Source organism: Halomicronema sp. CCY15110 (assembly GCF_016888165.1).
In the GTDB taxonomy this organism is placed as follows: Bacteria; Cyanobacteriota; Cyanobacteriia; order Phormidesmidales; family Phormidesmidaceae; genus Halomicronema.
The window spans coordinates 1-21018 of record NZ_JACSWC010000401.1 but is presented as its reverse complement, the minus strand read 5'-3'; the positions used below and the strand labels follow the sequence as shown (position 1 = coordinate 21018).

The 21018-nt window shown below is 54.6% G+C and carries 20 protein-coding genes; 5 read left to right on the top strand and 15 right to left on the bottom strand.

The window, feature by feature from the left end; genetic code table 11:
• Positions 1 to 41: 41 nt before the first annotated feature.
• From JUK32_RS20765 to JUK32_RS20750, 4 genes are all read right to left on the bottom strand, one after another.
• On the bottom strand, positions 42 to 1403 hold the full coding sequence (locus JUK32_RS20765) for a polysaccharide biosynthesis/export family protein (RefSeq protein ID WP_239112905.1): 1362 nt from the start codon (positions 1401 to 1403) through the stop codon (positions 42 to 44).
• A gap of 227 nt (positions 1404 to 1630) precedes the next feature.
• Positions 1631 to 2359: a cyanoexosortase B system-associated protein gene (locus JUK32_RS20760; RefSeq protein ID WP_204140779.1), complete on the bottom strand. Its 729-nt coding sequence runs from the start codon at positions 2357 to 2359 to the stop codon at positions 1631 to 1633.
• Positions 2360 to 2392: 33 nt separating this feature from the next.
• On the bottom strand, positions 2393 to 3295 hold the full coding sequence (gene crtB / locus JUK32_RS20755) for a cyanoexosortase B (RefSeq protein ID WP_204140778.1): 903 nt from the start codon (positions 3293 to 3295) through the stop codon (positions 2393 to 2395).
• A 9-nt stretch (positions 3296 to 3304) separates the two neighbouring features.
• On the bottom strand, positions 3305 to 4492 hold the full coding sequence (locus tag JUK32_RS20750) for a DegT/DnrJ/EryC1/StrS aminotransferase family protein (protein WP_204140777.1): 1188 nt from the start codon (positions 4490 to 4492) through the stop codon (positions 3305 to 3307).
• A 62-nt stretch (positions 4493 to 4554) separates the two neighbouring features.
• Between JUK32_RS20750 and JUK32_RS20745 the strand changes: the two genes are divergently transcribed.
• The 3 genes from JUK32_RS20745 (at position 4555) to JUK32_RS20735 (ending at position 5515) form a co-directional block, all read left to right on the top strand.
• Positions 4555 to 4743: a hypothetical protein gene (locus JUK32_RS20745; protein ID WP_204140776.1), complete on the top strand. Its 189-nt coding sequence runs from the start codon at positions 4555 to 4557 to the stop codon at positions 4741 to 4743.
• A gap of 150 nt (positions 4744 to 4893) precedes the next feature.
• On the top strand, positions 4894 to 5244 hold the full coding sequence (locus JUK32_RS20740) for a Dethiobiotin synthetase (RefSeq protein ID WP_204140775.1): 351 nt from the start codon (positions 4894 to 4896) through the stop codon (positions 5242 to 5244).
• Entirely contained in the window at positions 5237 to 5515 is a 279-nt protein-coding gene (locus JUK32_RS20735) for a hypothetical protein (RefSeq protein WP_204140774.1), read from the top strand. Before JUK32_RS20740 ends, JUK32_RS20735 begins: the two co-directional genes overlap by 8 nt.
• Before the next feature lie 196 nt (positions 5516 to 5711).
• Here JUK32_RS20735 and JUK32_RS20730 read toward each other — a convergent pair whose 3' ends face one another.
• The 5 genes from JUK32_RS20730 to JUK32_RS20710 form a co-directional block, all read right to left on the bottom strand.
• Positions 5712 to 6326 (bottom strand): hypothetical protein, encoded by a 615-nt coding sequence (locus JUK32_RS20730; protein ID WP_204140773.1) that lies wholly within the window; start codon positions 6324 to 6326, stop codon positions 5712 to 5714.
• Between the two features lie 466 nt (positions 6327 to 6792).
• Positions 6793 to 6930 carry a hypothetical protein gene (locus JUK32_RS20725; RefSeq protein ID WP_204140772.1) on the bottom strand — a complete coding sequence of 46 codons (138 nt, stop codon included), beginning with the start codon at positions 6928 to 6930 and terminating at the stop codon, positions 6793 to 6795.
• 420 nt (positions 6931 to 7350) lie between these two features.
• On the bottom strand, positions 7351 to 7692 hold the full coding sequence (locus JUK32_RS20720; protein ID WP_204140771.1) for a hypothetical protein: 342 nt from the start codon (positions 7690 to 7692) through the stop codon (positions 7351 to 7353).
• Positions 7693 to 8156: 464 nt separating this feature from the next.
• Positions 8157 to 8612, bottom strand: a complete 456-nt coding sequence (locus tag JUK32_RS20715; protein ID WP_204140770.1) for a hypothetical protein — start codon at positions 8610 to 8612, stop codon at positions 8157 to 8159.
• Positions 8613 to 8663: 51 nt separating this feature from the next.
• A complete protein-coding gene (locus JUK32_RS20710) occupies positions 8664 to 10139 on the bottom strand; it encodes a site-2 protease family protein (RefSeq protein WP_204140769.1) in 1476 nt (491 codons plus the stop codon).
• Positions 10140 to 10526: 387 nt separating this feature from the next.
• Between JUK32_RS20710 and JUK32_RS20705 the strand changes: the two genes are divergently transcribed.
• Positions 10527 to 11210 (top strand): MBL fold metallo-hydrolase, encoded by a 684-nt coding sequence (locus tag JUK32_RS20705; RefSeq protein ID WP_204140768.1) that lies wholly within the window; start codon positions 10527 to 10529, stop codon positions 11208 to 11210.
• A gap of 3 nt (positions 11211 to 11213) precedes the next feature.
• Here the strand turns inward: JUK32_RS20705 and JUK32_RS28510 are convergent, their stop codons facing one another.
• From JUK32_RS28510 to JUK32_RS20690, 3 genes are all read right to left on the bottom strand, one after another.
• Positions 11214 to 12758, bottom strand: coding sequence for a sensor histidine kinase KdpD (locus JUK32_RS28510; protein ID WP_204140767.1), 1545 nt, complete (start codon positions 12756 to 12758; stop codon positions 11214 to 11216).
• 142 nt (positions 12759 to 12900) lie between these two features.
• On the bottom strand, positions 12901 to 13257 hold the full coding sequence (locus JUK32_RS20695; RefSeq protein WP_204140766.1) for a hypothetical protein: 357 nt from the start codon (positions 13255 to 13257) through the stop codon (positions 12901 to 12903).
• A gap of 602 nt (positions 13258 to 13859) precedes the next feature.
• Complete coding sequence (locus JUK32_RS20690; RefSeq protein ID WP_239112904.1) at positions 13860 to 15638, bottom strand: N-acetylmuramoyl-L-alanine amidase; 1779 nt, start codon at positions 15636 to 15638, stop codon at positions 13860 to 13862.
• A gap of 223 nt (positions 15639 to 15861) precedes the next feature.
• On the opposite strand from JUK32_RS20690, the gene JUK32_RS20685 reads away from it, so the two are divergent.
• Positions 15862 to 17505 carry a CTP synthase gene (locus tag JUK32_RS20685; RefSeq protein ID WP_204140765.1) on the top strand — a complete coding sequence of 548 codons (1644 nt, stop codon included), beginning with the start codon at positions 15862 to 15864 and terminating at the stop codon, positions 17503 to 17505.
• A 90-nt stretch (positions 17506 to 17595) separates the two neighbouring features.
• Here JUK32_RS20685 and JUK32_RS20680 read toward each other — a convergent pair whose 3' ends face one another.
• From JUK32_RS20680 to JUK32_RS20670, 3 genes are read right to left on the bottom strand one after another with little or no spacing between them, the layout of a single operon-like run.
• Positions 17596 to 17799, bottom strand: coding sequence for a hypothetical protein (locus JUK32_RS20680; RefSeq protein WP_204140764.1), 204 nt, complete (start codon positions 17797 to 17799; stop codon positions 17596 to 17598).
• Positions 17800 to 17848: 49 nt separating this feature from the next.
• On the bottom strand, positions 17849 to 19600 hold the full coding sequence (locus JUK32_RS20675; protein WP_204140763.1) for an EAL domain-containing protein: 1752 nt from the start codon (positions 19598 to 19600) through the stop codon (positions 17849 to 17851).
• Complete coding sequence (locus JUK32_RS20670) at positions 19593 to 20771, bottom strand: hybrid sensor histidine kinase/response regulator (protein WP_204140762.1); 1179 nt, start codon at positions 20769 to 20771, stop codon at positions 19593 to 19595. The genes JUK32_RS20675 and JUK32_RS20670 overlap by 8 nt, the downstream gene beginning before the upstream one ends.
• Between the last annotated feature and the right edge of the window lie 247 nt (positions 20772 to 21018).

Genomic DNA, 21018 nt, shown 5'->3' with positions numbered 1-21018 from the left:
GCAATTCAGTGGCTAAAGGGTGTTGGTTTTTGGATAAAAACCTAAGGCTCGAAGAGATTAGTGGCTGACTCTGATAAGGAATCAAAGAAGAGTAAAAACCCAAGGACGTCTCGAAAGGGTTGCGTAAAGGTATTTAGAGCATACGTTACCCTCGCGAGTAATGAGCGGTTGACGATAATAACGTCATTTTGTTGTAACGGTGGATTTTCGGCTGGGATGCCTCGGAACGCATCATGGCCATCAATCAGCGTCGTCATTGCTTGGCCCGCAGTTTCGTCAAACCGGACTAGCGCGATTTCACCCAGGTTAGACGAATCGGCGTTCACCCCAGTGCGCACCAGTGCATCTGCAAAACGGCTGCCATTGGGCAGATCAACAGCAGAGAGGATGCCGCCGGTTGGCCCATAGTTTAAGAGACGAACGGTGATGGTTGGGGTGGCCAGTGTTGAGCGCGACACTAAGGCTTGGTCGTATTCATCTAAAGCGGCGGGATCAAGGCGTTCGACGAAGATGACATCACCATCTTGCAAAGCAATATCCGGTAAGGCGTCGCCATCTTTAAGCGGTGTAAAGAGATCAATATTGCGTTCTAGCAATTGACCATCGGGTAGCCGTCGTTGAACGATGACAGAACGTAAATCAGCCTTGTTGGTTGTCCCCCCGGCGGTCAGGAGTGCGGAGGCAATTTGGGGTGCGCCTAGGGGATAGTAGCCGGGACGCACGACTTCTCCCAAGATAGTGACTTCAACCCCGCGTTGAGCGACCAAGGTCAGACTGACATCGGGGTCAATGACGTAGCGATTAAGGATCTCAGTAATTAACGCCTCTGATTGGTTTAAGGTGAGGCCGTTAAATGAGACCACTCCCTGGAGGGGAACGACGACGTTGCCTTGAATGTCGAGGGTAGCCTGAAAGCTCAATTCGGGAAACTGACGCACATTCACAAAGAAGGCATCACCTGGCCCTAGACGATATGTATCGAAGTCAGGTTCTTGGGGGCGGCCGAGCAGGCTATCGACTACCGGATCGACGCCCGGCCTGGGCAGGGGCTGCTGGGGGGGGAGTGGTGCTGTGACGCTGGGGTCGGGGATGATGTCAAAGGTTGGTGTGGTGTCGTCTGAGGGGTCTGCTGGTACCTGGCTGGTGGTGGGGATCGCCTCGTCGTCGGTCGGATGAGTTAGCGATCGCCCGGTGGTGCCGTGATGCTCTTGCCCATAGTCGGTATTGGCAATGTGCCAGCCCGCCGGTGTTGCCCGAGGGGGCACGGGGTCACGACCATTAGCCGCGATCGCCTCGATGCTTCCACCCAAGAGGAGCACTGTCGATAGGGTGCTAGCAGTTAGCCAACGGCAGACCCGCTGCCTTGGTTGCTGTTGGTGACAATGGTTGACAGCCATACCCATGACATTCGACCTGCTCAATAATTTCTTCCAATCAGTTCTAAAAATGCTAGACGTTTTTGCGCGTTTCAGGACATTGTCTTTATGTATTTTTCGGCACTGGGGCTAGGATTCGGGAAAGTTCTGCCGCAGTTATCGGTGAGCCCGTGGCATGGTGCTTGCACCGGGTAGGCTGATTCTGGCACATCGTCGCCCAGCTAAGGGGCGATCGTCGCAAGCCGACTGCGGTCTTAGCCGTTGCTGGAAAAGGTAGTGGTTAATAGCCCTTGTTGCACCGCCTGGGCAATCTCGGTGACCGCTGCTGTATGGGTGCGGATGTCGCCCACCGGTTCGATGGGGAGCAAAATGCTGACGGCGACCCAGGGTAGCCGCTGCCGCTGTTGCCACTGCTGGGCTTGATCGGCCCAAAACCACTTACCAGGAGCAAAGTGGCCGCCGCTGGGCCAGGCATACCACTGCATCACGGCAAAGGTATTCCGGGCATCGATCCCCCGTAAATATTGGGTGGTGACTGACCGGGCATCAGCTCCAGCGGCTGGCTCTACCTGCCAGCGAACCTTGTGGCGATGATCCACTTGCCAACTTTGTGCCCCCTGTAAATCGACCCATTCGACTTCGGGCTGCTGGTCAGCCGATCGCTGGGGCCGGAGCAAAAGCCCAAAGGTATCGCCGAGTTCGTCGGTGCCCCCCACCCGGCGATACTCGGCCAGCGTCCAGCGTTCGCGCCCAATCGACACCTCATCATGAAACGTGCTTTCCCAACCGGGAACCGCGAGAGGCTCCTCAAGGAGCGTCCTGAGTTCTTCAATATGGGGGACGGGGAGTTCATTACTCCACGGCCACTGACCGCTGAAATAACTGGGCAAGGCGGCGATCGCCACGAGGGCAGCGAGCACCGCAATGAGGCCCCACTGAACTAGGGAGCGCGGTTTGGGTCTGGTTTGGGCAGCGTCAGCCATAAATGAGGGCCTCCTATCGGCTAAAGATGCGGACTAGACCGCTGTTTCCGAGTTGACTTCTAGCGATAATTGCGACGGCACATGGGTCTGGATGAGTCGCAGAATGAAGATTAATGACAGCAGCAGCAGGGCAGAGTAAAGGTCTCCTCCCCAACTGTCGTGTAGCCAGGCAAACGCGGCTTTATTGCCCACTCCATGAAAGTAGCTCAACAAGGTATTGCGAATGATGTTGCCGAAGACACTGACGCCAACGGTAGCGATTAAGAACAGGCCAGTGCGCAAGCGCGATCGCCAAACGTCATTCCAGTAAATCAGCATCAACGCCACATATAGGCTGGTAAAGAGCATTTTGAGCCCCGCGCAGTGGGGGGCCACTTCGACCATTTGGTCATTGACCCGTAAATAAATCTGATCCACGGTGACATCGATCCCGGCTTGCATCAGCAAAAAGCCCGCCACGCTGGCAATAAAGCTCTGCAAGGGCAAAATATAGGGCTCAATCAAGTATGGCAGTTGGCTCGGCGTCGCTAAGGCCACTAAAGCGAGGGGAAAACCCATCAATTTGAGGCCCGGCAACCCTTTGAGGGTGATGCAAAGACCGGCGAGCATGAGTGGGAACGAAATGTTCATCCAGTCAGGCAGTTGGCTGAGGTAGAGGGCACTGGCCATGGCCAATAAGCCAATGCCTGCGGGATGCAAACGGTCGGGCAGTTCGCGCCACTGAGGGCGCAGGCTCCACGCCAGGTAAGCCGCAAACGGTAAGCCAATCAGCCCATGGCTAAAGTATTCGTGCTGGATGCTGATGGATTTATTCAGCCACCCATCGACCCAATGCCAGAGCAGGGGGCCATACATCACGGTCAGTAGCGCTAGGAGCGCGATCGATAAGGGTGCTAGTGACCAACGAGGCTTGAGGATAGAAGTCTTCGAAGTCATGGGGTTGATTTATTTGGCGGATAACACAGTGGGCGATTCAGTGATACTGGCACCTTGATTCACAGCTTGGGCGATCGCGTCAATCACCCGGTCAGCTTGCGCCAACGTCATGCCGGGAAACATGGGGAGCGAGAGGATTTCTTGCGATAACGCTTCTGACATCGGGAAATCGCTGGCGTGATATCCCAGAGACTGAAAGGCGGGTTGTAAATGGCAAGGCACCGGGTAGTGAATGCCGCTTTGAATCTGCTGGGCTTCGAGTGCCAGTTGTAGGGCAGTGCGGTCGAGGGGACAGTCGATGGTGACCCGCACTACATACAAGTGGTACACGTGACCGGTGCCGCTATCGTTGCGCATGGGAATAATGCCGAACTCTCGCAGATTGGCTAAGCACTCGTCGTAGTGTTGGGCAATTCGATTGCGCGCTTGGTTCCAATTGTGCAGATAGGGCAGCTTTAATCCCAAGATGGCGGCTTGGAGGGTGTCTAAGCGACTGTTGGTGCCGTGGGGCTCGGTGTGGAAATATTTGCGAGCGGCACCGTAGTTGCGCAGCGATCGCGTGGTTTGGGCGACTAAGGCTTCTTGGGTAAGCAACATGCCACCATCGCCAATGGCCCCCAAATTCTTGCTGGGATAAAAGCTAAAGGCTGCTGCCATGCCGATGCTGCCCGCGGTCACGCCCTCGCGCTGGGCTAAATGCGCTTGCGCTGCATCTTCAAAAATCAGGAGGTTATGGCGTTCGGCGAGGGCCTGAAGCCCGCTGGGGGAAACCATCTGTCCATACAAGTGGACGGGGACAATGGCCCGCGTTTTGGACGTGATGGCAGCCTCAGCAGCGGCTAAATCGATTAAAGCGGTCTCGCGATCGCAGTCCACAAAGACAGGGGTGGCCCCACTGCGCAAAATGCCAATGAGCGTTGCCACAAAGGTGTTGGCGGGTAGTAAGACCTCATCCCCTTCGCCAATGCCGCAGGCTGCGAGCCCCAAAGCGATCGCATCCGTGCCGCAGCCAACGCCCACGCCATGCTGTGCGCCTGAGGCGTCAGCAAAGGCGGTTTCTAAGTCTTTGACCGCTTGCCCTAAGACAAAGTCACCGCGACTCAAAACGGCGGTCAGGGCTGCCTGCATCTCCTCTTGAATCTGGTTATGCTGCCAGGACAGATCAACAAACGGAATGAGTTCTTGAGGGTTAGTCATAACAATAGTTAGGGTTCAAGGGCTGGCAATCGACGGTCTGACTTAAAATCGGCAGGGATAGCATGGTGGCAGCGGATCATTCTCAGACTGCGCTGTGCGATCAACTCACAGGCGACGCGAAGCACTCGCAGTCTCATGGCTCAGGGAGTGAATACGGCGTTTTGGCAATGCTGTTGCTGCTCGGTCACTCATTAGCTGTGTTTTTGATGTTAGTCATCGCGATCAGTGCTTATGGGCGATCGCTCTCGTAGTTCGCAGTTTTCTTACAGAATCAGTCGGTTTCTTGATAAAGTCTCCATGAATGTTGAGGATTATCTCTCATCAGCAAGTTGGGTTTAGGGTGCCCGTAGTTGTCTTGATTGCAACAAGTTCAGCGTGTTTTCTCGGAGAATTTTGCCACCATGGACTTTGATACTGCACGTCGGTTTGTGCTGGCTCAGACGCTGTCCCCAGTCCCCGGACAAAGCACTTTTATTGACTGTTTACGACGCGGCACCGCGCCGTTGCCGGGTCAGGTCACGTCTCTGCTGTTAGCGCTGAAAACGTTGTCCCAGGGGCTGAAAAACGAGCCCATGATTGAGCGATCGCTCGGCCATGCGTTCTTTATCCTGTCTTACGAAAGTCGGCTGCTGTACCTGCGTGGCAAAGCTCAGCAAGTTGACTGGCCCCCTCTGTTAGACGAAGACCTGAGCCGCATGGCGACAGCAGTGGAGAAAATTTGGGCCAATACTGCTACGTTAGAGAATGGCTGAAACCGCTCAAAATGCAGCGGCTAATGATGACAGAGAGCGCCCTGCCTACGGCACCCCGGAGCGATCGCACCCCAGCCCATACCGCCCAAAGGGGCGTGAACAGCAGAACCGGATAGATCACCAAGCGGTCGATCCGAATATTAGCTTTGGGGGTTTGCACCAGGATGAGCCACTCCCAGGCGGCAAAGGCGGCCCACAGTCCGGTGGCCCACAGCAGGGGGCGAGGTCAGCGACCCCGAGTTCTGCCCAGCACCCCAAACAGGACGAGTAGGGTCGTGGCCACAGCAATGATGCGCTCGGGATGAGCAATAAACGGTTGGAGGGGGGCGAAGAATAACCTGAGCCAGTTCATGGCTTCTCCTGAGCGATCGCAATTTCCATGTCTGACCTTTATCAGAGCCCAGTGATTAGCTGGCTGGCCGCCAGCCAGTCCCGATAAAAATACTCTCTGGTAACTAACGTGCGACTTACTCAGAGGTCGTCACTGGTAAGCGATCGGCATCAAAGGCCAGACTATCGAGCACGGTATTCGCCGCAGGCCAAAACTCATCTGCCATCTCGGCGGGGTAGAGCACGATGACCTGAATCGGTTGCCCTGCAGATTGGCCAATCAAGATATGTCCGGCTTGTTCCTGATCGGTGCTGATGTCGAACACCATCTCAAACCAGGGGTAAGGAAACTCAGGCGCGGTGTCAGCGCGAGAGCCATCCAGCGTCCAGCCATTGTTTTCGATCAGGCCGTTGGAGCCAGTAATAAACGCTATCAGGTCGCCCGTATCTGAAGAGTTGGCGGGGAGAAACACATGCACTTCCGCATCATCAAGAGCGTTGCCCTGGGGCTGGAAGGTAAAGAAGACGCCAACGCCTTCGCTGCTGCCCGTTGCCATGACCTCCATGGTGTTGGGGTATTGGGCGGTGACGGGAATATTTTCGGCGGGGCCGTCGTAGGTCAGAAGTCCCGACGGGGTCGTGGACTCGGAGTCCGTTTCCGTGGACTCGGTGCCTGTCCCTGGCATGGTGCAGGCGGTGCCAGAGAAGATCAGGAGTCCAGTGGTGGCAAGGGAAAAAAGGAGCTTTTGCACGGTTTTATTTCAATGCTTTGAAAGGTTGCTATCCATCTCTACAAAACTGCAGAGATGGATGCTTAATCCCGATAGGCTAGCGGCAATGGGAAAGTTGATTAGACATACTTGACCTCTAATAAGTTTCCATGAGCCGTTCCTCAGTACGGGAATTATTTGAAAGCGATGTTGGTGCGTGTGCAGGATGGTCGCAAGTGGCCGTGCTTAAGTCTACCCCCGAAGGCTGGATAATAAGTTTGGCACTGTATTACGACTATCTGCAAAATGCTCTGTTGCCGCTGGATGAATGAGACTGCCCCCCTGCGAGTTATATGAGTCGTCCTTTCGCTATGACGGCGGCGGTGGCCTGCAAGCCGATGCCCCCAACGATGTTGTGTGCCAGACCGATCGCGACCTCCAGGCGGCTCTTCAAGCCTGCGAGTTTGACTATGTCTTCAGCTCACGGCACATGGGCCAGTCGTTGTTGCTAATCCTCATGAAACAGCAGCTCCAGGTCACCGGGGTCGCCTGCGCTTACCTCGGCATGACGGGCTTGGGCACGATGGGGCTCACTCCCGACCCATTGGTCTGCGGGTGTCGTGATGGACTTGCTGCAAATGCTCATCACGACGTGAATCAACCTCTTCTTGCCAAGGAGAGGTGCCGCAGGTGGTCAGGTTTTAGTCATCACGTAGAGCTTAGGGACTGGCGCGCAAAAAAGATCCCCATGGACTGAGTTTCGACTCCGCTCAACTCTCGATACTGGTAGGTTGAGCGAAGTCGAAACCGAATTGAACGAGTACTTTATTTAGTTGCCGATCCCTTGGAAGCCTTGTTTGATATAGCTTGGAGCGACTTGTACCTACTGGGTAGTTATCCAAGGAGTCGTGACGGCGGCGGAGCTTATGGACGCTTGAAAGCCACGCTGGGCGTCCCAACAGGGATGTGTGCTGCAACCGCGTCTTTAATTACACAGTTCTGTGGTCCAGTCTTGGGAGCCGCGACCGGGATAGCCGCGCACTTGGCGACCGGCCCAGACCATTTCCTAAGCCGCCTCCCCGGCGTCAAACTCCAGCCAGTAGCGCATGCCCTCCACCGAGTCGTCGAGCAATCCTGTCTGCGTCAGTGTGACGATCGCCCTCTCCGAAGTCTGCTCCACCAGTTGAGTCTCCTGGCTGAAGTTGCCTTCCATCGGCTCCTCCATCCCAAAGGCATCGAGGGCGATTTGTTCAGGATAGGCCCCAAACCGCTGGCTTTCCGGTGGCAACGAGATTTCGCCATAGGCCGATTGCTCCGTCGGCGCTTCGGGAGCAGGTGGTGTCATACAGGCAGTCGTGGTGCTAAGCAGGGCGATCGCCCCCAGGGTGCTAAAAAGTCGATTATTCATGGGCTTTAGTCATTCAGTCGTGGTGGTGGAGAGTGAAATGTGAGAGTCGGTACGTGAGTAGCGTGGTGCCGAGTTGACGCGACCCGTTGGCACTCTCCTCCGTCTAAGTTGAGAACTCGAGTGATGCCTGCTAAAGGAAAACCTGATCTCACCTCTTCTTAGCCAGGAGAAAAACCAGATATCGTCTCAACCTTATTCTTGGCAACAAGAGGGGCCGTAGGCGTTAAAACTTTCACTTGCCATAATATGCTTGCAAAGCATGATGACCAATCGATGAAAGCGAATTTTCACGTTGCTTGACACTAGCGTGACCATGCTGGCACTGCCCCTGTATTGCCCCTGAGGGCTCAAAGATCTGACAGATCAACAGATCAATTTTTCTTCCATAATTGGCAAAGGTGCGATGGTGAGCTCGCTCATGCGCTTTGGATGCTGGCCAATGAGTGAGTGATGAGCGATCGCGCCTATTCGGCAGGATCTTGCTTCACCAAGCTAGAGGAAGGATGGAAGGCATCGATCGCTTCTCCCAGGGCCGACGTGAGGGTTTTGCGGGTTTCGGCATGGTCATATTTTTCCGCATTCAGCGCATTTTGGAGCTGATCGCAGGTCTGCAAGGCTTTGATGAGTTCCGCCCGCAAGCCTTCGATGGAGTCGAGATTGGTGCTGTCGAGATGATTTTCCAGTTCAGCGGCGATCGCGTCAGTGTGGTGCGATCGTAAGGTGGACAGCTCAGTGCGCAGTGTCGCCTCAGTCGCTTTTGACGTCTCCACTTCTTCACGACGTTGCTTCGCTTCGGCATCATAAAGTTGCCGCCAGTTGGCAGCGCTCTGGTAAGCCTGATCACGCTCTTGGCGCACCGTTTCTAGCTGTTGCTGTAGGGTACGAATTTCCGTCAGCCAGCGGGTGATGTCTTGAGTCATGGAACACAGGGGGCAATAACGACTCGCCGCAGCCCAATCATGCAACTTGCACTAAAAGAGTAGCGCTTTCAATGGGCCTGGCGTGGGCAATACAATCAGCACCAAGAGGGTTAATGTGATGAGTCCTAAAAGATCGCGCTTGTCATCTAGCTCACTCACATCATTGAGGGCGGGCTCATCGATGGCAGGAATAAAGAATAGCAAAATCGCCCAGATAAATAACTCGCTGTGGACAAAGGTGAGCCCCAGCACCAAAAAGCGGCAAACTTGACCAATAATGGCCCCGTTGCGTTGGCCGTACATGGCATGAACAATGTGGCCGCCGTCCAGTTGGCCGACGGGCATCAGATTCAGCGCGGTAACGACCAGTCCTAAACAGCCGGATACGGCAACTGGGTGGAGATGAATGGCCTGATCCATGCCGAGTTGGCTGCCAAGGGCGAGCTTGCTCAACAGGGCTAAAGCAATGGATGCGCCGGGATCAAGCGCTTCAAAGTTCAACAGGCTAGCGGTTTCTGGCATTGGGACGATTTCTGAATGGGCCAGCCCCCAGATGAGTAGCGGTAGAGCCATCACTAGACCCGCCAAGGGCCCCGCAATGCCCACGTCAAACAGGGCGCGCCGATTGGGCACGGGCGATCGCAGCTGAATGAACGCCCCAAACGTACCCAGGAAAAACGGAATCGGGATGAAATAAGGCAACGTCGCCTTCATCTTGTAGCGTTGCGCGGCCATGTAATGGCCAAATTCATGAGTGCCTAAAATCAGCAACAGCGACAGAGCATAAGGTAGTCCCAGCCAAAACAAGTTGGGATCCGCCTGCCAAGACTCTTCTGTAACCCCAGCAATGAAGGCCCCTACCATGGTGGTCGTAAATAACGTAGCCACAAGCAGCCCCAAAGCCAAACCCGGACGCGCTAGTTTCTCCGGTCGCGCGGGTTGATTCGCTTTTTGCCGTTCGGGATTAGGCACTAAGGCAAAAAATGGCTTGCCGTTCAACCCTTCTTGAAAAACGACTAAAAAGCGCTTGCCAAAGTGAGTTTCAATATTTGCGCGCACGGTGTTGTAGGCCACGGTGGGCGAAGATCGCAGTTGGCCTTTGCAAATCAGGGCTTGGGGACGATATTCAATGTTTTGCAAATAGTAGACCGACCAGGGAAAGCAGTGCTGAATCGTCGCTTCTTCTTCTTTCTCTAGCGGTGGAATGGCGGCTTTTTCGGCGGCGGCGCGGACTGCCTCAGTGGCGGTCTGCTGCGCTGATGGGGTTTGTTGACCCGCCTTTTGGGGAGTGCGTCCCCACTGAATCAAAAACCAGTATAAAACCGGACAGACGATAAACAGGCCGAGCAAAACGGCAATGGGAAAGGGCTCGTCGGCGCGATCGCTGAGACTCCAGAACGCCAAGACAAATGCTGGAATCATCATGACCAGCCAAAGCATCCACGTGGGCGTGCGAGTCAGGTCAGCGACACTCTTTTTCACCACGTAGTACGTAAAGATGCTGAGTAACAGCAATAAAATCAGCATTTGACTGGGGTTCCTGCTTGTCTCACGTCAGGCAAGCCGTTACCAAATATTAACGCCACGGCAGCTTGCGGAAATGACTCGACCAATGATTTGTTCCCTTATCCTACCGCGACGATGAATCTGCCGAAGTCTCAAAATATTGCCGGGTCTAGACCAGAGCCGACCCAGCGCGCGCATTGTTGTTGCCAATAAGCAGCTGAGACTGCCATCCGGCACAGCGACTGCTTGACCACCTCCGCCGGGGGATCCGGCGCTGTCAATACCCTAGCAAACGTTGCCAATTCCCATGTTAGGGTAAACAACTGTTCAAGAAAGCGAGAGTAGTAGGGTTAACGGATTAGACGCTGCCGCGCTCGTGATTCTGGTTGCCGCGTGCAGGGGCTATTTATGGTGTCGGTCAAACCCCCCAAACAATTATTTGAAACCGTGTATGCGTTTCCGCCTAATCGAGCCACGTTGGGGGGTACGGCTTACTTTTGTGGGGGCCAGGATGACGCGGGCAACACGGCAAATGTTTTAATCGATGCGCCTGCGAATGAACCCGCAGTGGTAGATTTTTTGCGCGATCGCGGGGGCGTGCAATATTGGGTGATCACCCATCGTGGGGCCAGTGGTGAGGCCAAAGCGCTACAAGCCGCCCTGAACTGTCCGGCAGTGCTGGTGCAAGAACAGGAAGCTTACTTGCTGCCAGATTTGCCGAATTTGGTGACCTATCGCGATCGCTACCCCCTACCAGGGGGCGGAGAAGTGTTTTGGACGCCTGGCTTTTCCCCCGGCTCGGCCTGTGTTTATCTGCCGCAGCAGGGGGGCATATTGTTCACCGGGCGGCATTTACTCCCCAATCGTGACGGTCAGCTCCAGCCCCTGCGATTTTCTAAAACCTTTCACTGGCCCCGGCAGTTGCGCCAGGTGCAACAACTGCAAGACCGCTTCACCGCCGCGACCCTGGCCTATGCCTGTCCCGCCGCGAACACTGGATTCTTGCGGGGGCAGGCAATAATCAAGGATGCCTACTCGCAGTTGCAAGCGCTGGATTCACAGCAGCTGTTGCAGACGCCCGCGCTGCTGTGACGGCTAGATTTCTCGGGTATCCAAGGGCAAAAAGGCCGTCAGGACGTCGCCCTGTTCGGGGCGCTGGCGCAAAATCAGTTTGCCGCCGAGAAATTCAAACAGGTTTTTCGTCACGTCCAGGTTGAGGCTAACGCCGCCGGTTTCGGGGACGATGCTGAGCAGTTGCCCGACTGACTTGAGGGGCGGACGGCGGAAGTTTACCCGCGCATCCGTCGCGCAATGACCGTTCAACGGCTCGGCTTCAAACTGGAGCTTGAGCTGATGACCCGCTAAAGTCACGCCCATATGGACATGGCTCCGGGGGGGCAGGCATTGGGTAAACCATTCCACCACGCCGTTCAGTACTTCGTGGAGCAATGTGGGGTCACTGGTCACGCGCGGCAGGTGGGGCGGCAAGTGGACATCGAGTTTGAGGTTGCGGCGTGCGGCCTGCTGCTGCCACTTGGGAATGGCGTCTTGAAAGATTTGGTTGAGGGCGATGGGCGTTAGGGAAGACCGGGGGCGATCGCGTTCCGTCGTCTCTAACTCGACGGCGCGAAAAATCAGGTTAAACCGATCAATTTGCTGGGTACATTCGGCATCAATGCGATGCAGTCGCTGTTTGGCCGCCGTCGTGACATCTTTGCGGCGCAGGAGCGATCGCGTCAGGGTGCGAATCGTCGTCAGCGGCGTCCGAATCTCATGGGCCATCGCCTGGAGCAACTCGACCTGCTGATTGAAGGTCTCCGCGCGGGGCTCTGATACCGACATGGCGGGCAATACGGACGATAGCTCGGGGGCCTGTCCCGGGTGGGGCGTGGGGGCTGACCATTGCGTAAACCGGAGATGTCCGCGTTCGTCATTGGCTTGCAGGGTGGCGCTCTGACGATGGGGCAACTGGGCCATCATCACCTGGGTAAATCGCGTAATCACGCGATAGTCAGGGGGATTGATCGCTTGGGAAAAGCGCTCGTCGAGATAGTCCAGGCTGGCGATCGCGGGCTCGGCAATGTGCTGACGGATCTGTTGCCACAGCGCTAACAGCGCAGCGGGATCAAATGAGTATTGCAAACACGGACTCTCGCCAGTGGGCTCGCCCAAGACCATCGCTAAGCTCAAAGCTGGACTCGCCACCAAACAAAACCGCTCGGCCAGCAGGGGATTATGCATCGTTAAGGGCAAAACCTGATTTTGCGGCGGCGCGATTGGCAAGTCGGCCCCCTCGCTGGGCAACAGAGCGTGCTGTCCCTGCAACGCATGGGCCAATGGCTGCGGCGTCACTACCCACGATTCAAATCGGGGGCCGAAATCTGCTTCATTCAACACGGGCACTGGCCCCGACAGCGCCAGGCCACCGAGGGGATACTCATCGAATGTTGTTTGGGTAGGGCGGGGCAAGGTGGGCAACAGGCGAGTCAGTGCCGCGATCGCCGCCCGCCACTCCGCCTCAGCGATCAGTCTGGCCTGAGTCCCACGGGCTACGGCACCACTCAGAGGAGTATGCTCTGAGCCCCCGTCTAAATCCATTAACAGATCGCTTAAGCGAGTTTGGTTAGTCGCTGCCTCCACCCTGGCCTCCCGGTCTGAGACTGGGGGTGATCCGTCGGTCGGTCATCCACTCCCCAGTGAAAAAATTGCTCTAATACGTAGAGCCTACTGGAAAGCCAGGGAATCTGTTAGGGGTAGAACCGAACGCCGCGAGCACGGGTTTCTAGCCAAACCAGTGGGAGGGGGATGACTCAAAGCTGCCAGTGACGGCTTGTGCCTGGGTCTCCCAGCTACTACGACGGGCGCTTAAATGCCGCAAGCCTGCATCAATGAGTTGATCCATTTCTGCTTGCTGAGCTTGAGAAAAGCAGCTAATGGGATTTTCGAGCGAACAGGGTTGATGCTGTTCCGCAGTGACGTAATAGGTCGGCATGCGACTCACGACGTAAGCCACCAGCTTTTCTTGCAGTCGATTCGTAATTTCCGTCATCGGCATAGATTTAGCAGGGACATTTTCCAACGCTGCTTCAACTTTTCTTTGAATAACGGGTAGCGTTAAATTGATGATTGTTTGCGTCATCTTAATCCACTCCTAAACAGTCGTGAGCATCATGAGCGGTGTTAGTCAGGCTGAGTATTTCTCAGTTGTGTCTATGCGCCTCATTTCCTAATTCTGAAGGACAATCAACTCCAGGTTTCTTCAGGATTGAGAAGAGAAAGGGGGCAATGTAGCATTTGAATGCCGATACCGAGATATGAGTACTGAGTGGCCTATTTTGGGAGTGGGGGACTGATTGGGCAATGGCCAATCTGAGACGTTTCCGTTCACCTGACGGCGAGCCTGGTTGTCAAAGGCTTACGACTCGAATTTGCGTCGATTCGCTCCTCTCAAAAGCGACCTCATAGGTCACGTCGCAGACTTCATGGGATATTACATAGTGGGCCTGTAGATCCCTGATGATGGCGAGCAGATCGATCGCAGACACCTTTTTTAAGTCACCGTTCCAAGACAATTGCATGATCCTATTTATGTTTTAGGGAAGATCTTTATTTCCTTCCAAAAAGAATGGCGATCGTTGTTATTTCTCTACAGATTGCAACCTAAATTAACGCGCCTAAATGGATATTTCCACCCTTAGAAAGGTGACAACCCTTTTCCTCATAAACCAATATTTTGCTGGCTTACTGCGGCGGAACGTTCGTGTTGAGCCATTGCGCGATCGCCTCGGCTAACTCAGCCGCGAGTGTTGCTTGGGCGCTTGGATCGGTAATCCATTCAAACTCGTCGGGGTTAATCATGAAGCCCAGCTCCAACAATACTGACGGGGCGACGGTGGGCCGGGTCAGTGCCAAGTTGTTCCAATAAACACCGTAGGAGGGGCGATCGAGGTCTTGCACCAGGGTATTGTGCAGAAATTCGGACAAGTCGTGGGCCTGGGCGTGGTACCAAAACATGCCGATGCCAGCGGTATTGAGGGCATCGCCCGCATCGGGCAGGGCATTGTAATGGAGGCTGAGGGCGAGGGTGGGTTCAACTTGGTTGATGATGTCCACGCGATCGCCTGGAAACAGGTCATCGTCGCCCTCGCGGGTCATCACCACGGTGGCTCCCCGGGCCTCTAGCTCCGCTTGCAGCAGCTGCGAGACCACCAAATTCACATCCTTTTCGGGATAGCCGTTGGGGCCGCGCGCGCCGAGATCATTCTCGCTGCCGTGCCCCGGATCGAGCAGGATCGTCGCGCCCGCCAGGGAGTCGGTCGCCAATGCGGGGGGATGCCGGAGAGCTAACACCAGAGTCGTTCCCTCATAACGCACCTTGTAGCCCCATTGCTGATCCGTGCGGAACTGAAAGCGGAACTGGGCGCGATCGGGTAGTACGGGTTGCCAGTCCAGCCGCTGCACGACGGGATCGACATCAAAGTAGATGGTGTCGGTTTGGGGCGTGGTGTTATGCAGGGTGAGGGTGAGGGTGTCGGCAGTTTGATCGATCGCGATCGGCACTGGGGTTTGTAACGGAAAGCGCACCTCCGTCCAGCCGGGAATTTGCTCGGAGGTGACACTGCGAATGATGGAACGGGGCGGCGCGGTCGCTGGGGCGATCGCCGTTTCTGAGGCGCGAATCCAACCGCCGTAGTCGAGCCGTAACCAGTCGCCTTCCGTCGCCGTAATAGCGGCCCGGGTGCCCTGGGGCAGGGGGGTGATCCGCGAATAGCTGGTGCTGGGGCCAGTTCTGGCGATCCCCGAGGCGACGGTCACTGCCGCCACTGGAAAAAAGTCGGTGGTTTCTAGGCGACTGATATTGCCGGGAGCCGTGACCGTTTCGGGGCGATCGCGAGTCGCCATGGAATACGTAGGCGGGCCGAGTTCACCTGCGGCTGGCATCGTGGTGCAACCTTCATAGGGGGTCGCTGCTAAGGGCACCGGCTCATTTTGGGAGGTGAGAACCGCGTAGTTAGGGGGCAGGGTGACGGCAGTGGGCGGCGGGGCGAGGGGAATCACCTGATCGGCCCAGTTCACCGCAATGTCCGCATCCGGGATGGCCTGTACGCCAAAGCACACCAGTTCGCCAGCGGGGCGGGCGATATCCACCTGCGGGACGAGGGACTCGGGGACAAACCACGACTCTGGGGGCACCGTGGGCGTGGCCGAGATTCGCGTGATCGTAAGGGTGAGGGTGTCGTCGCCTTGGGTCAGGGTGAGGGTATTTTCTCCTGGTTCCAGCGGTACGGTGGGGGCAAAGTGGCCTGCGGCGCTACGGTATTCGATGGGCTCGCCGTTGACCAGGACGGGCTGCTCGGGATCAGCGGTGCCGATCAAAAAGATGCGATCGCTCACCGTTTGGTGGGTCGCGGGCGGATACGCCACAAACAGGTCGGCCTCGGTATCGGCGATCGCTGGAGCCATCACCGCCACACTCCCCAAGGCCCCCAGGCCCATCCACCGCAAATCAGAAATCATCATAGGCTTTGCCCCGTCGCTCCCGAGTTGAGTCTAGCTGGCCTTCCTGGCAGTGATTTTAATATGTCGGCGGCGGCCCACTACAACGGCGGGGAAAAAATCGGCGGACGCTGGATCACTATGGCAGAATTAATGGGTTAAAACGACAGCAGTAAATCGCGATCGCCCGTCGGTAAGCTGTGGATGCGCGGGGCGATCTTCATTGGTCTTGGGGATTACAGAGCATATGGCTAAGTTTGTCTTTGTCACGGGTGGCGTGGTTTCCAGTATTGGAAAGGGGATTGCCGCCGCCAGTTTGGGGCGGCTGCTCAAATCGCGGGGCTATTCCGTCTCCATTTTGAAGCTCGATCCCTACATCAATGTTGATCCTGGGACGATGAGCCCGTTTCAGCATGGCGAAGTTTTCGTCACCGAAGATGGCGCGGAAACCGACCTCGACCTCGGCCACTACGAACGCTTTACCGATACGGCGATGTCGCGGCTCAATAGCGTCACCACGGGCTCCATTTACCAAGCGGTGATCAACAAAGAGCGGCGCGGCGACTACGAAGGCGGTACGGTGCAGGTGATTCCCCATGTCACCAACGAGATTAAAGAACGCATCCATCGCGTCGCCCGCAACACCAACCCCGACGTGGTGATTACAGAAATTGGGGGCACGGTGGGCGACATTGAATCCCTGCCGTTTTTGGAAGCGATTCGGCAGTTTCGGAAAGACGTGGGCCGCCATGACGTGATTTATATGCATGTCACTTTAGTGCCCTACATCGCGGCGGCGGGCGAGGTCAAAACGAAGCCGACGCAGCATTCAGTGAAGGAATTGCGCTCGATCGGTATTCAGCCCGATATTCTGGTTTGCCGTTCCGAAAAGCCGATCCCGTACAGCATCAAAGAAAAGATTTCCGAGTTTTGTAACGTCCCTACGAACTGTGTCATCACGACGCACGATGTGGACAGCATTTATGAAGTGCCGCTGATGGTAGAACAAGAAGGCTTGGCCCATCAGGTGCTCGATATTTTTGGCATGGAGCAGCGCGAACCGGATCTGACCCACTGGCAGGCGATCGTCGATGGTATGCACAATACCTATCGTGATGTGGAAATTGCGATCGTGGGCAAATATGTCAGTCTCAACGACGCCTACAAGTCCGTCTCGGAAGCGTTGCAGCACGCCGCGATCGCCACCCACGCTAACCTCAAAATCCGCTGGGTCAACTCTGAAGACATCGAGGACCAGTCACCCGCCATTTTGCTTAAGGGCATCGACGGCGTGGTGGTGCCGGGGGGATTTGGCACCCGGGGGGTAGACGGCAAAATTCGCGCCATCCAGTACGTGCGAGAAAATCAAATTCCCTTTCTCGGGCTGTGTTTGGGGATGCAATGCTCCGTCGTGGAGTGGGCACGCAATGTAGCCCACCTGGAACAGGCCAACAGTTCAGAAATGGATCCCGACACGCCTAACCCGGTGATTAGTCTGCTGCCCGAGCAGCAGGATGTGGTGGATTTGGGCGGCACGATGCGGCTGGGGCTTTATCCCTGCCGGATTAAGCCCGATACCCTGGCGAGTCGGCTGTACCACGACGAAGTCATTTACGAGCGACACCGCCATCGCTACGAATTCAACAACGCTTTCCGCAATCTGTTTGACGAGTCGGGGTACGTGATCAGCGGTACCTCGCCGGACGGTCGCCTGGTGGAAATGATTGAATATCCGAACCATCCCTTCTTCATTGCCAGCCAGTTCCATCCTGAATTTCAATCTCGCCCTAGTGCGCCGCACCCGCTATTTCTAGGGTTTATGCAGGCCGCCTGTGGTGGGGCTGAGGCTCATTCCTCGGTACCCGCGCTGACTGCCGATAGCATCGCTTAGCGATCGGCGGGGAAATAACATCTCGGTAACGGCAGGGGTTGGGTGGCTGGGTGGCTGAGTAGTTAGGTCGCTGGGTGGCTGGGTCAGTTTTTAGTCGAGAGTAGGTACTTTAATTGCAGGCACATCGCTTAGCGATCGCGCTCCAGCAGCCGAGTCGCCAGGAGAATTGCCGCGCCAATCTCCATCCCTGACAGATTGTGGATTCCCCGCTGCCGTTGTTCCCTGCTCAATCGGGGCTTTCAACACACTGGCGATATTGCTCATCAGCCCAATTTCGCCCCCTTTGCCCGACATCAGGGTTGTCTCACCAACTGACTTTTGTCCATTGTCTTCAGCACATTCTCTATGTTGCCAATGTGTCAGCTGAGGCGAAAAATTTTTGGGTAATCGCGTCTGCGGCAAGCGGTTTAGAAAAGTAGTATCCCTGGCCAAATTGACAACGGCATTGCTTTAACCATTGCACTTGCTCCAGGGTTTCAATGCCCTCAGCAATTACCGATAGCTGTAGCTTATGACTTAACGCCATGATGGTTTCCACCATCGAAATCGCGCGTTGCAAGTTGGAGGCGCTGCTCACGAATGATCGATCGATCTTGAGGGTATTAATTGGCAGGCGATGTAAATAGCCTAGAGAAGAATAACCCGTACCAAAGTCGTCAAGGCTAATTTGAATATGGCGCGATCGCAACGCTTCGGTGATTGCGATCGCCGCATCCGCATTTTCAATAATCGCACTTTCCGTAATTTCGAGCTTCAAGCAAGCCGGATCAATCTGCGTATCGGCGATGACCTGATCAATATCCGTCAATAACGTTGGTGAATTAAACTGACGACCAGAGAGATTAACACTCATCATCAGGTCGGCATACCCCATCGCTTGCCATTGTCGTAATTGCACACAAGCCTGCCGCAGCACCATAAGTCCCACCGGAATAATCAAACCAGTCAGTTCTAAACAGGGAATAAATTCTCCTGGTGAAATCATACCTTTGGTGGGATGCTGCCACCGCACGAGTGCTTCCAAACCGACAACTTGGTGCGAGTCTAAATTGATAATCGGTTGGTAATAGGTGACAAACTCCTGCCGCTCTAAGGCTCGTTTGATGTCATTTTCTAAGGTCAGTCGTTGGGCGATCTGCTGTTGGAGATTTTGATCAAACTGCCGATGGTGACTGCGACCTTTTTGCTTTGCCTGATACATCGCCGTATCCGCATTTTGCAATAGGGTTTCGACATTAGTGGTGAGGGTGTCGCTCACAGCGATGCCCGCACAAACCGTCATAAAAATCTCACAGTTTGGCAGCATAAAGGGACGTTCAAAAGCTGCCAATAGAGTCTGAGTCATGGCCTCTGCCCCCGCCGCATCGGTGTCAGGCAACCAGCAACAAAACTCATCCGCGCCCAGGCGGGCGAGCATGTCTTGAGGACGTAACAGAGGCTCTAGACGTTGGGCGATCGCAATTAGCAATTGATTGCCGGTTTCATGGCCAAAGGCAGTGTTAATCAGCTTAAAGTCATCGCAGTCCAGATAAATTAACGTCATTGACTGCGACGTCGCCAACCAGCGATCGCGCATCGTTTCCAGCAACCCAGTCCGGCTCGGCAAACGGGTCAATGAATCTTGTCGAATGATTGTCTGGAGCTCTTGAGTGCGCTTCGCCACCTCTTGTTCTAAACGCTGATTAAAAGAGGCTAGCTGGAGATATTGATCGCGGATTTTGAGCATGGACTGGACTCTAGCCATCAACTCAACGCGATCGAGAGGCTTACTGATAAAGTCATTCGCCCCAGCGGCTAAACAAGCTGCTAAATCCGCTTTGGTGGCAAGGGCGGTCACCATAATTATTGGCACCATTTGCCACTCTGGCAGTGCCCGAATCCGGCGGCAAAATTCTAGACCATCCATGCCTGCCATCATGACATCTAGCAGGATGAGATCAGGCTGATAAATATCTATTCTGTTAAGCGCAGTGAGGGCATCGCTAGCATAGTGAAAGCAACCATCCAATCCTGCTAAAAGGGTCGTGATGACGTCAAAATTATCCGGCACATCATCAATTACAAGAATGTTTTTCTGTCCGTCTTGATTAGTCATCGCCATGATCGATAGATGCTGTTTTGAATTCAGAAGCGATCGCCAGATTCAGTGGCAAATTGATGATCGCCTTCGTCCCTGATGAAACTTGGCTATGTACTTCAAAAGTACCATTTGCCTGCTCCACAATTTTATGCATAATCCGCAAGCCAATGCCAACGCCTTGTTGTTCATAGAGTTGCCGATCGAATTGCATGAAAGCGCCAATCTTGGCAGTTTGCTCTGGCGTCATGCCGCGACCAAAATCTTGTACTGTCAGCGTTAATTGCCTCTGATCAAGTTTTCCCGTCACTTTTACCGGGGTCTCTGGTTGCGAAAACTTCAAGGCATTATCAACGAGCTCCCGCAGGGCAATGACTAAATATCGTTGAGGGATAGATACCGGCCCAGTACTGAAATCACAGATTAAGTCTGAGGTGCGCCCCACTTGTTGCGCGCGGGCAGACAGTTCTTCGAGCAGCTCCTGACCGGGAAATATCCAATCATCTGAGCACTCTAGCTGTGAAGATGAGCGCTTTAACTCCAGTTCTAGATAAATCAAAAATTTCTGAGTGAGGCTTTCTAAACGGCGAGTGGATGTCTCAGTCCAGGCTAAGATTTCCTTGATCTCATCCACTGCCATCTCTTCGAGATCATCCTTGAGGAGCGATAGAGTCCCCAGAATGCCGTTGATCGGAGTATTCAACTCATGGGATAGACTGCGAGCCAAATTACCTCGCAGTTCATCTAAGGTTTCTTGTAAAAATGAGACCGTATTGGCTTGTAGCGCAGAGAGATTTTGAATGTCATCATATTGCTGTTTAATCCGCAACATTGATTGAATGCGGGCTTTTAACTCGATTGAGTTAATGGGTTTAGTCACAAAATCATTGGCCCCAGCGGTCAGACAATGGGACATAATCAAGGTGTTATCTAAAGCCGTCACCATGATGATGGGAACAGTCGCCCACTGAGCCTTAGACCGAATTTGCTGACAGGTTTCGACGCCATTCATGCCAGGCATCATGACATCCAACAAAATTAAGTCAGGGTCAACTTCATCCAGAATTGCTAGAGCCGAGTTGCCACTGCTGACATAGTGCAGCTCATAACTGTATTGATCTAATAAAGCCTCGATTACGTCAAAATTGATTGGGTCATCATCGACCACTAAAATGCAGTTTTCTTTCATAGCTTTAGATGACAATACTTGTTGCTGGGTCAATTTTCAACATCGTAAAATTGCATAATTACTGGCTGAGCTTGATGCTTTTCATCTGTCACCTCAAGTGTTTCATCAATAGTTTTGTCTTGGGTGTTGCTCACAGTTGTCAGCAGTCCATATGGGATCCACTGGGTGAGCCCTCACTGGTGCAGAAAAGTTTTGGGAGCAAAGTATCGGTAGTCTCATCGTGAGAAAGTCGTCACTTTCGAGAACT

Coding starts and splice junctions, on each gene's coding strand:
- JUK32_RS20670 (WP_204140762.1), bottom strand. CDS start 20,771: ATGAAAGAAAACTGCATTTTAGTGGTCGATGATGACCCAATCAATTTT.
- JUK32_RS20710 (WP_204140769.1), bottom strand. CDS start 10,139: ATGCTGATTTTATTGCTGTTACTCAGCATCTTTACGTACTACGTGGTG.
- JUK32_RS20685 (WP_204140765.1), top strand. CDS start 15,862: ATGGCTAAGTTTGTCTTTGTCACGGGTGGCGTGGTTTCCAGTATTGGA.
- JUK32_RS20690 (WP_239112904.1), bottom strand. CDS start 15,638: ATGATGATTTCTGATTTGCGGTGGATGGGCCTGGGGGCCTTGGGGAGT.
- JUK32_RS20675 (WP_204140763.1), bottom strand. CDS start 19,600: ATGACTAATCAAGACGGACAGAAAAACATTCTTGTAATTGATGATGTG.
- JUK32_RS20720 (WP_204140771.1), bottom strand. CDS start 7,692: ATGAATAATCGACTTTTTAGCACCCTGGGGGCGATCGCCCTGCTTAGC.
- JUK32_RS20740 (WP_204140775.1), top strand. CDS start 4,894: ATGGACTTTGATACTGCACGTCGGTTTGTGCTGGCTCAGACGCTGTCC.
- JUK32_RS20760 (WP_204140779.1), bottom strand. CDS start 2,359: ATGGCTGACGCTGCCCAAACCAGACCCAAACCGCGCTCCCTAGTTCAG.
- crtB (WP_204140778.1), bottom strand. CDS start 3,295: ATGACTTCGAAGACTTCTATCCTCAAGCCTCGTTGGTCACTAGCACCC.
- JUK32_RS20735 (WP_204140774.1), top strand. CDS start 5,237: ATGGCTGAAACCGCTCAAAATGCAGCGGCTAATGATGACAGAGAGCGC.
- JUK32_RS20765 (WP_239112905.1), bottom strand. CDS start 1,403: ATGGGTATGGCTGTCAACCATTGTCACCAACAGCAACCAAGGCAGCGG.
- JUK32_RS20695 (WP_204140766.1), bottom strand. CDS start 13,257: ATGACGCAAACAATCATCAATTTAACGCTACCCGTTATTCAAAGAAAA.
- JUK32_RS20745 (WP_204140776.1), top strand. CDS start 4,555: ATGGTGGCAGCGGATCATTCTCAGACTGCGCTGTGCGATCAACTCACA.
- JUK32_RS20680 (WP_204140764.1), bottom strand. CDS start 17,799: ATGTCGGGCAAAGGGGGCGAAATTGGGCTGATGAGCAATATCGCCAGT.
- JUK32_RS20705 (WP_204140768.1), top strand. CDS start 10,527: ATGGTGTCGGTCAAACCCCCCAAACAATTATTTGAAACCGTGTATGCG.
- JUK32_RS20725 (WP_204140772.1), bottom strand. CDS start 6,930: ATGAGCATTTGCAGCAAGTCCATCACGACACCCGCAGACCAATGGGTC.
- JUK32_RS20750 (WP_204140777.1), bottom strand. CDS start 4,492: ATGACTAACCCTCAAGAACTCATTCCGTTTGTTGATCTGTCCTGGCAG.
- JUK32_RS20715 (WP_204140770.1), bottom strand. CDS start 8,612: ATGACTCAAGACATCACCCGCTGGCTGACGGAAATTCGTACCCTACAG.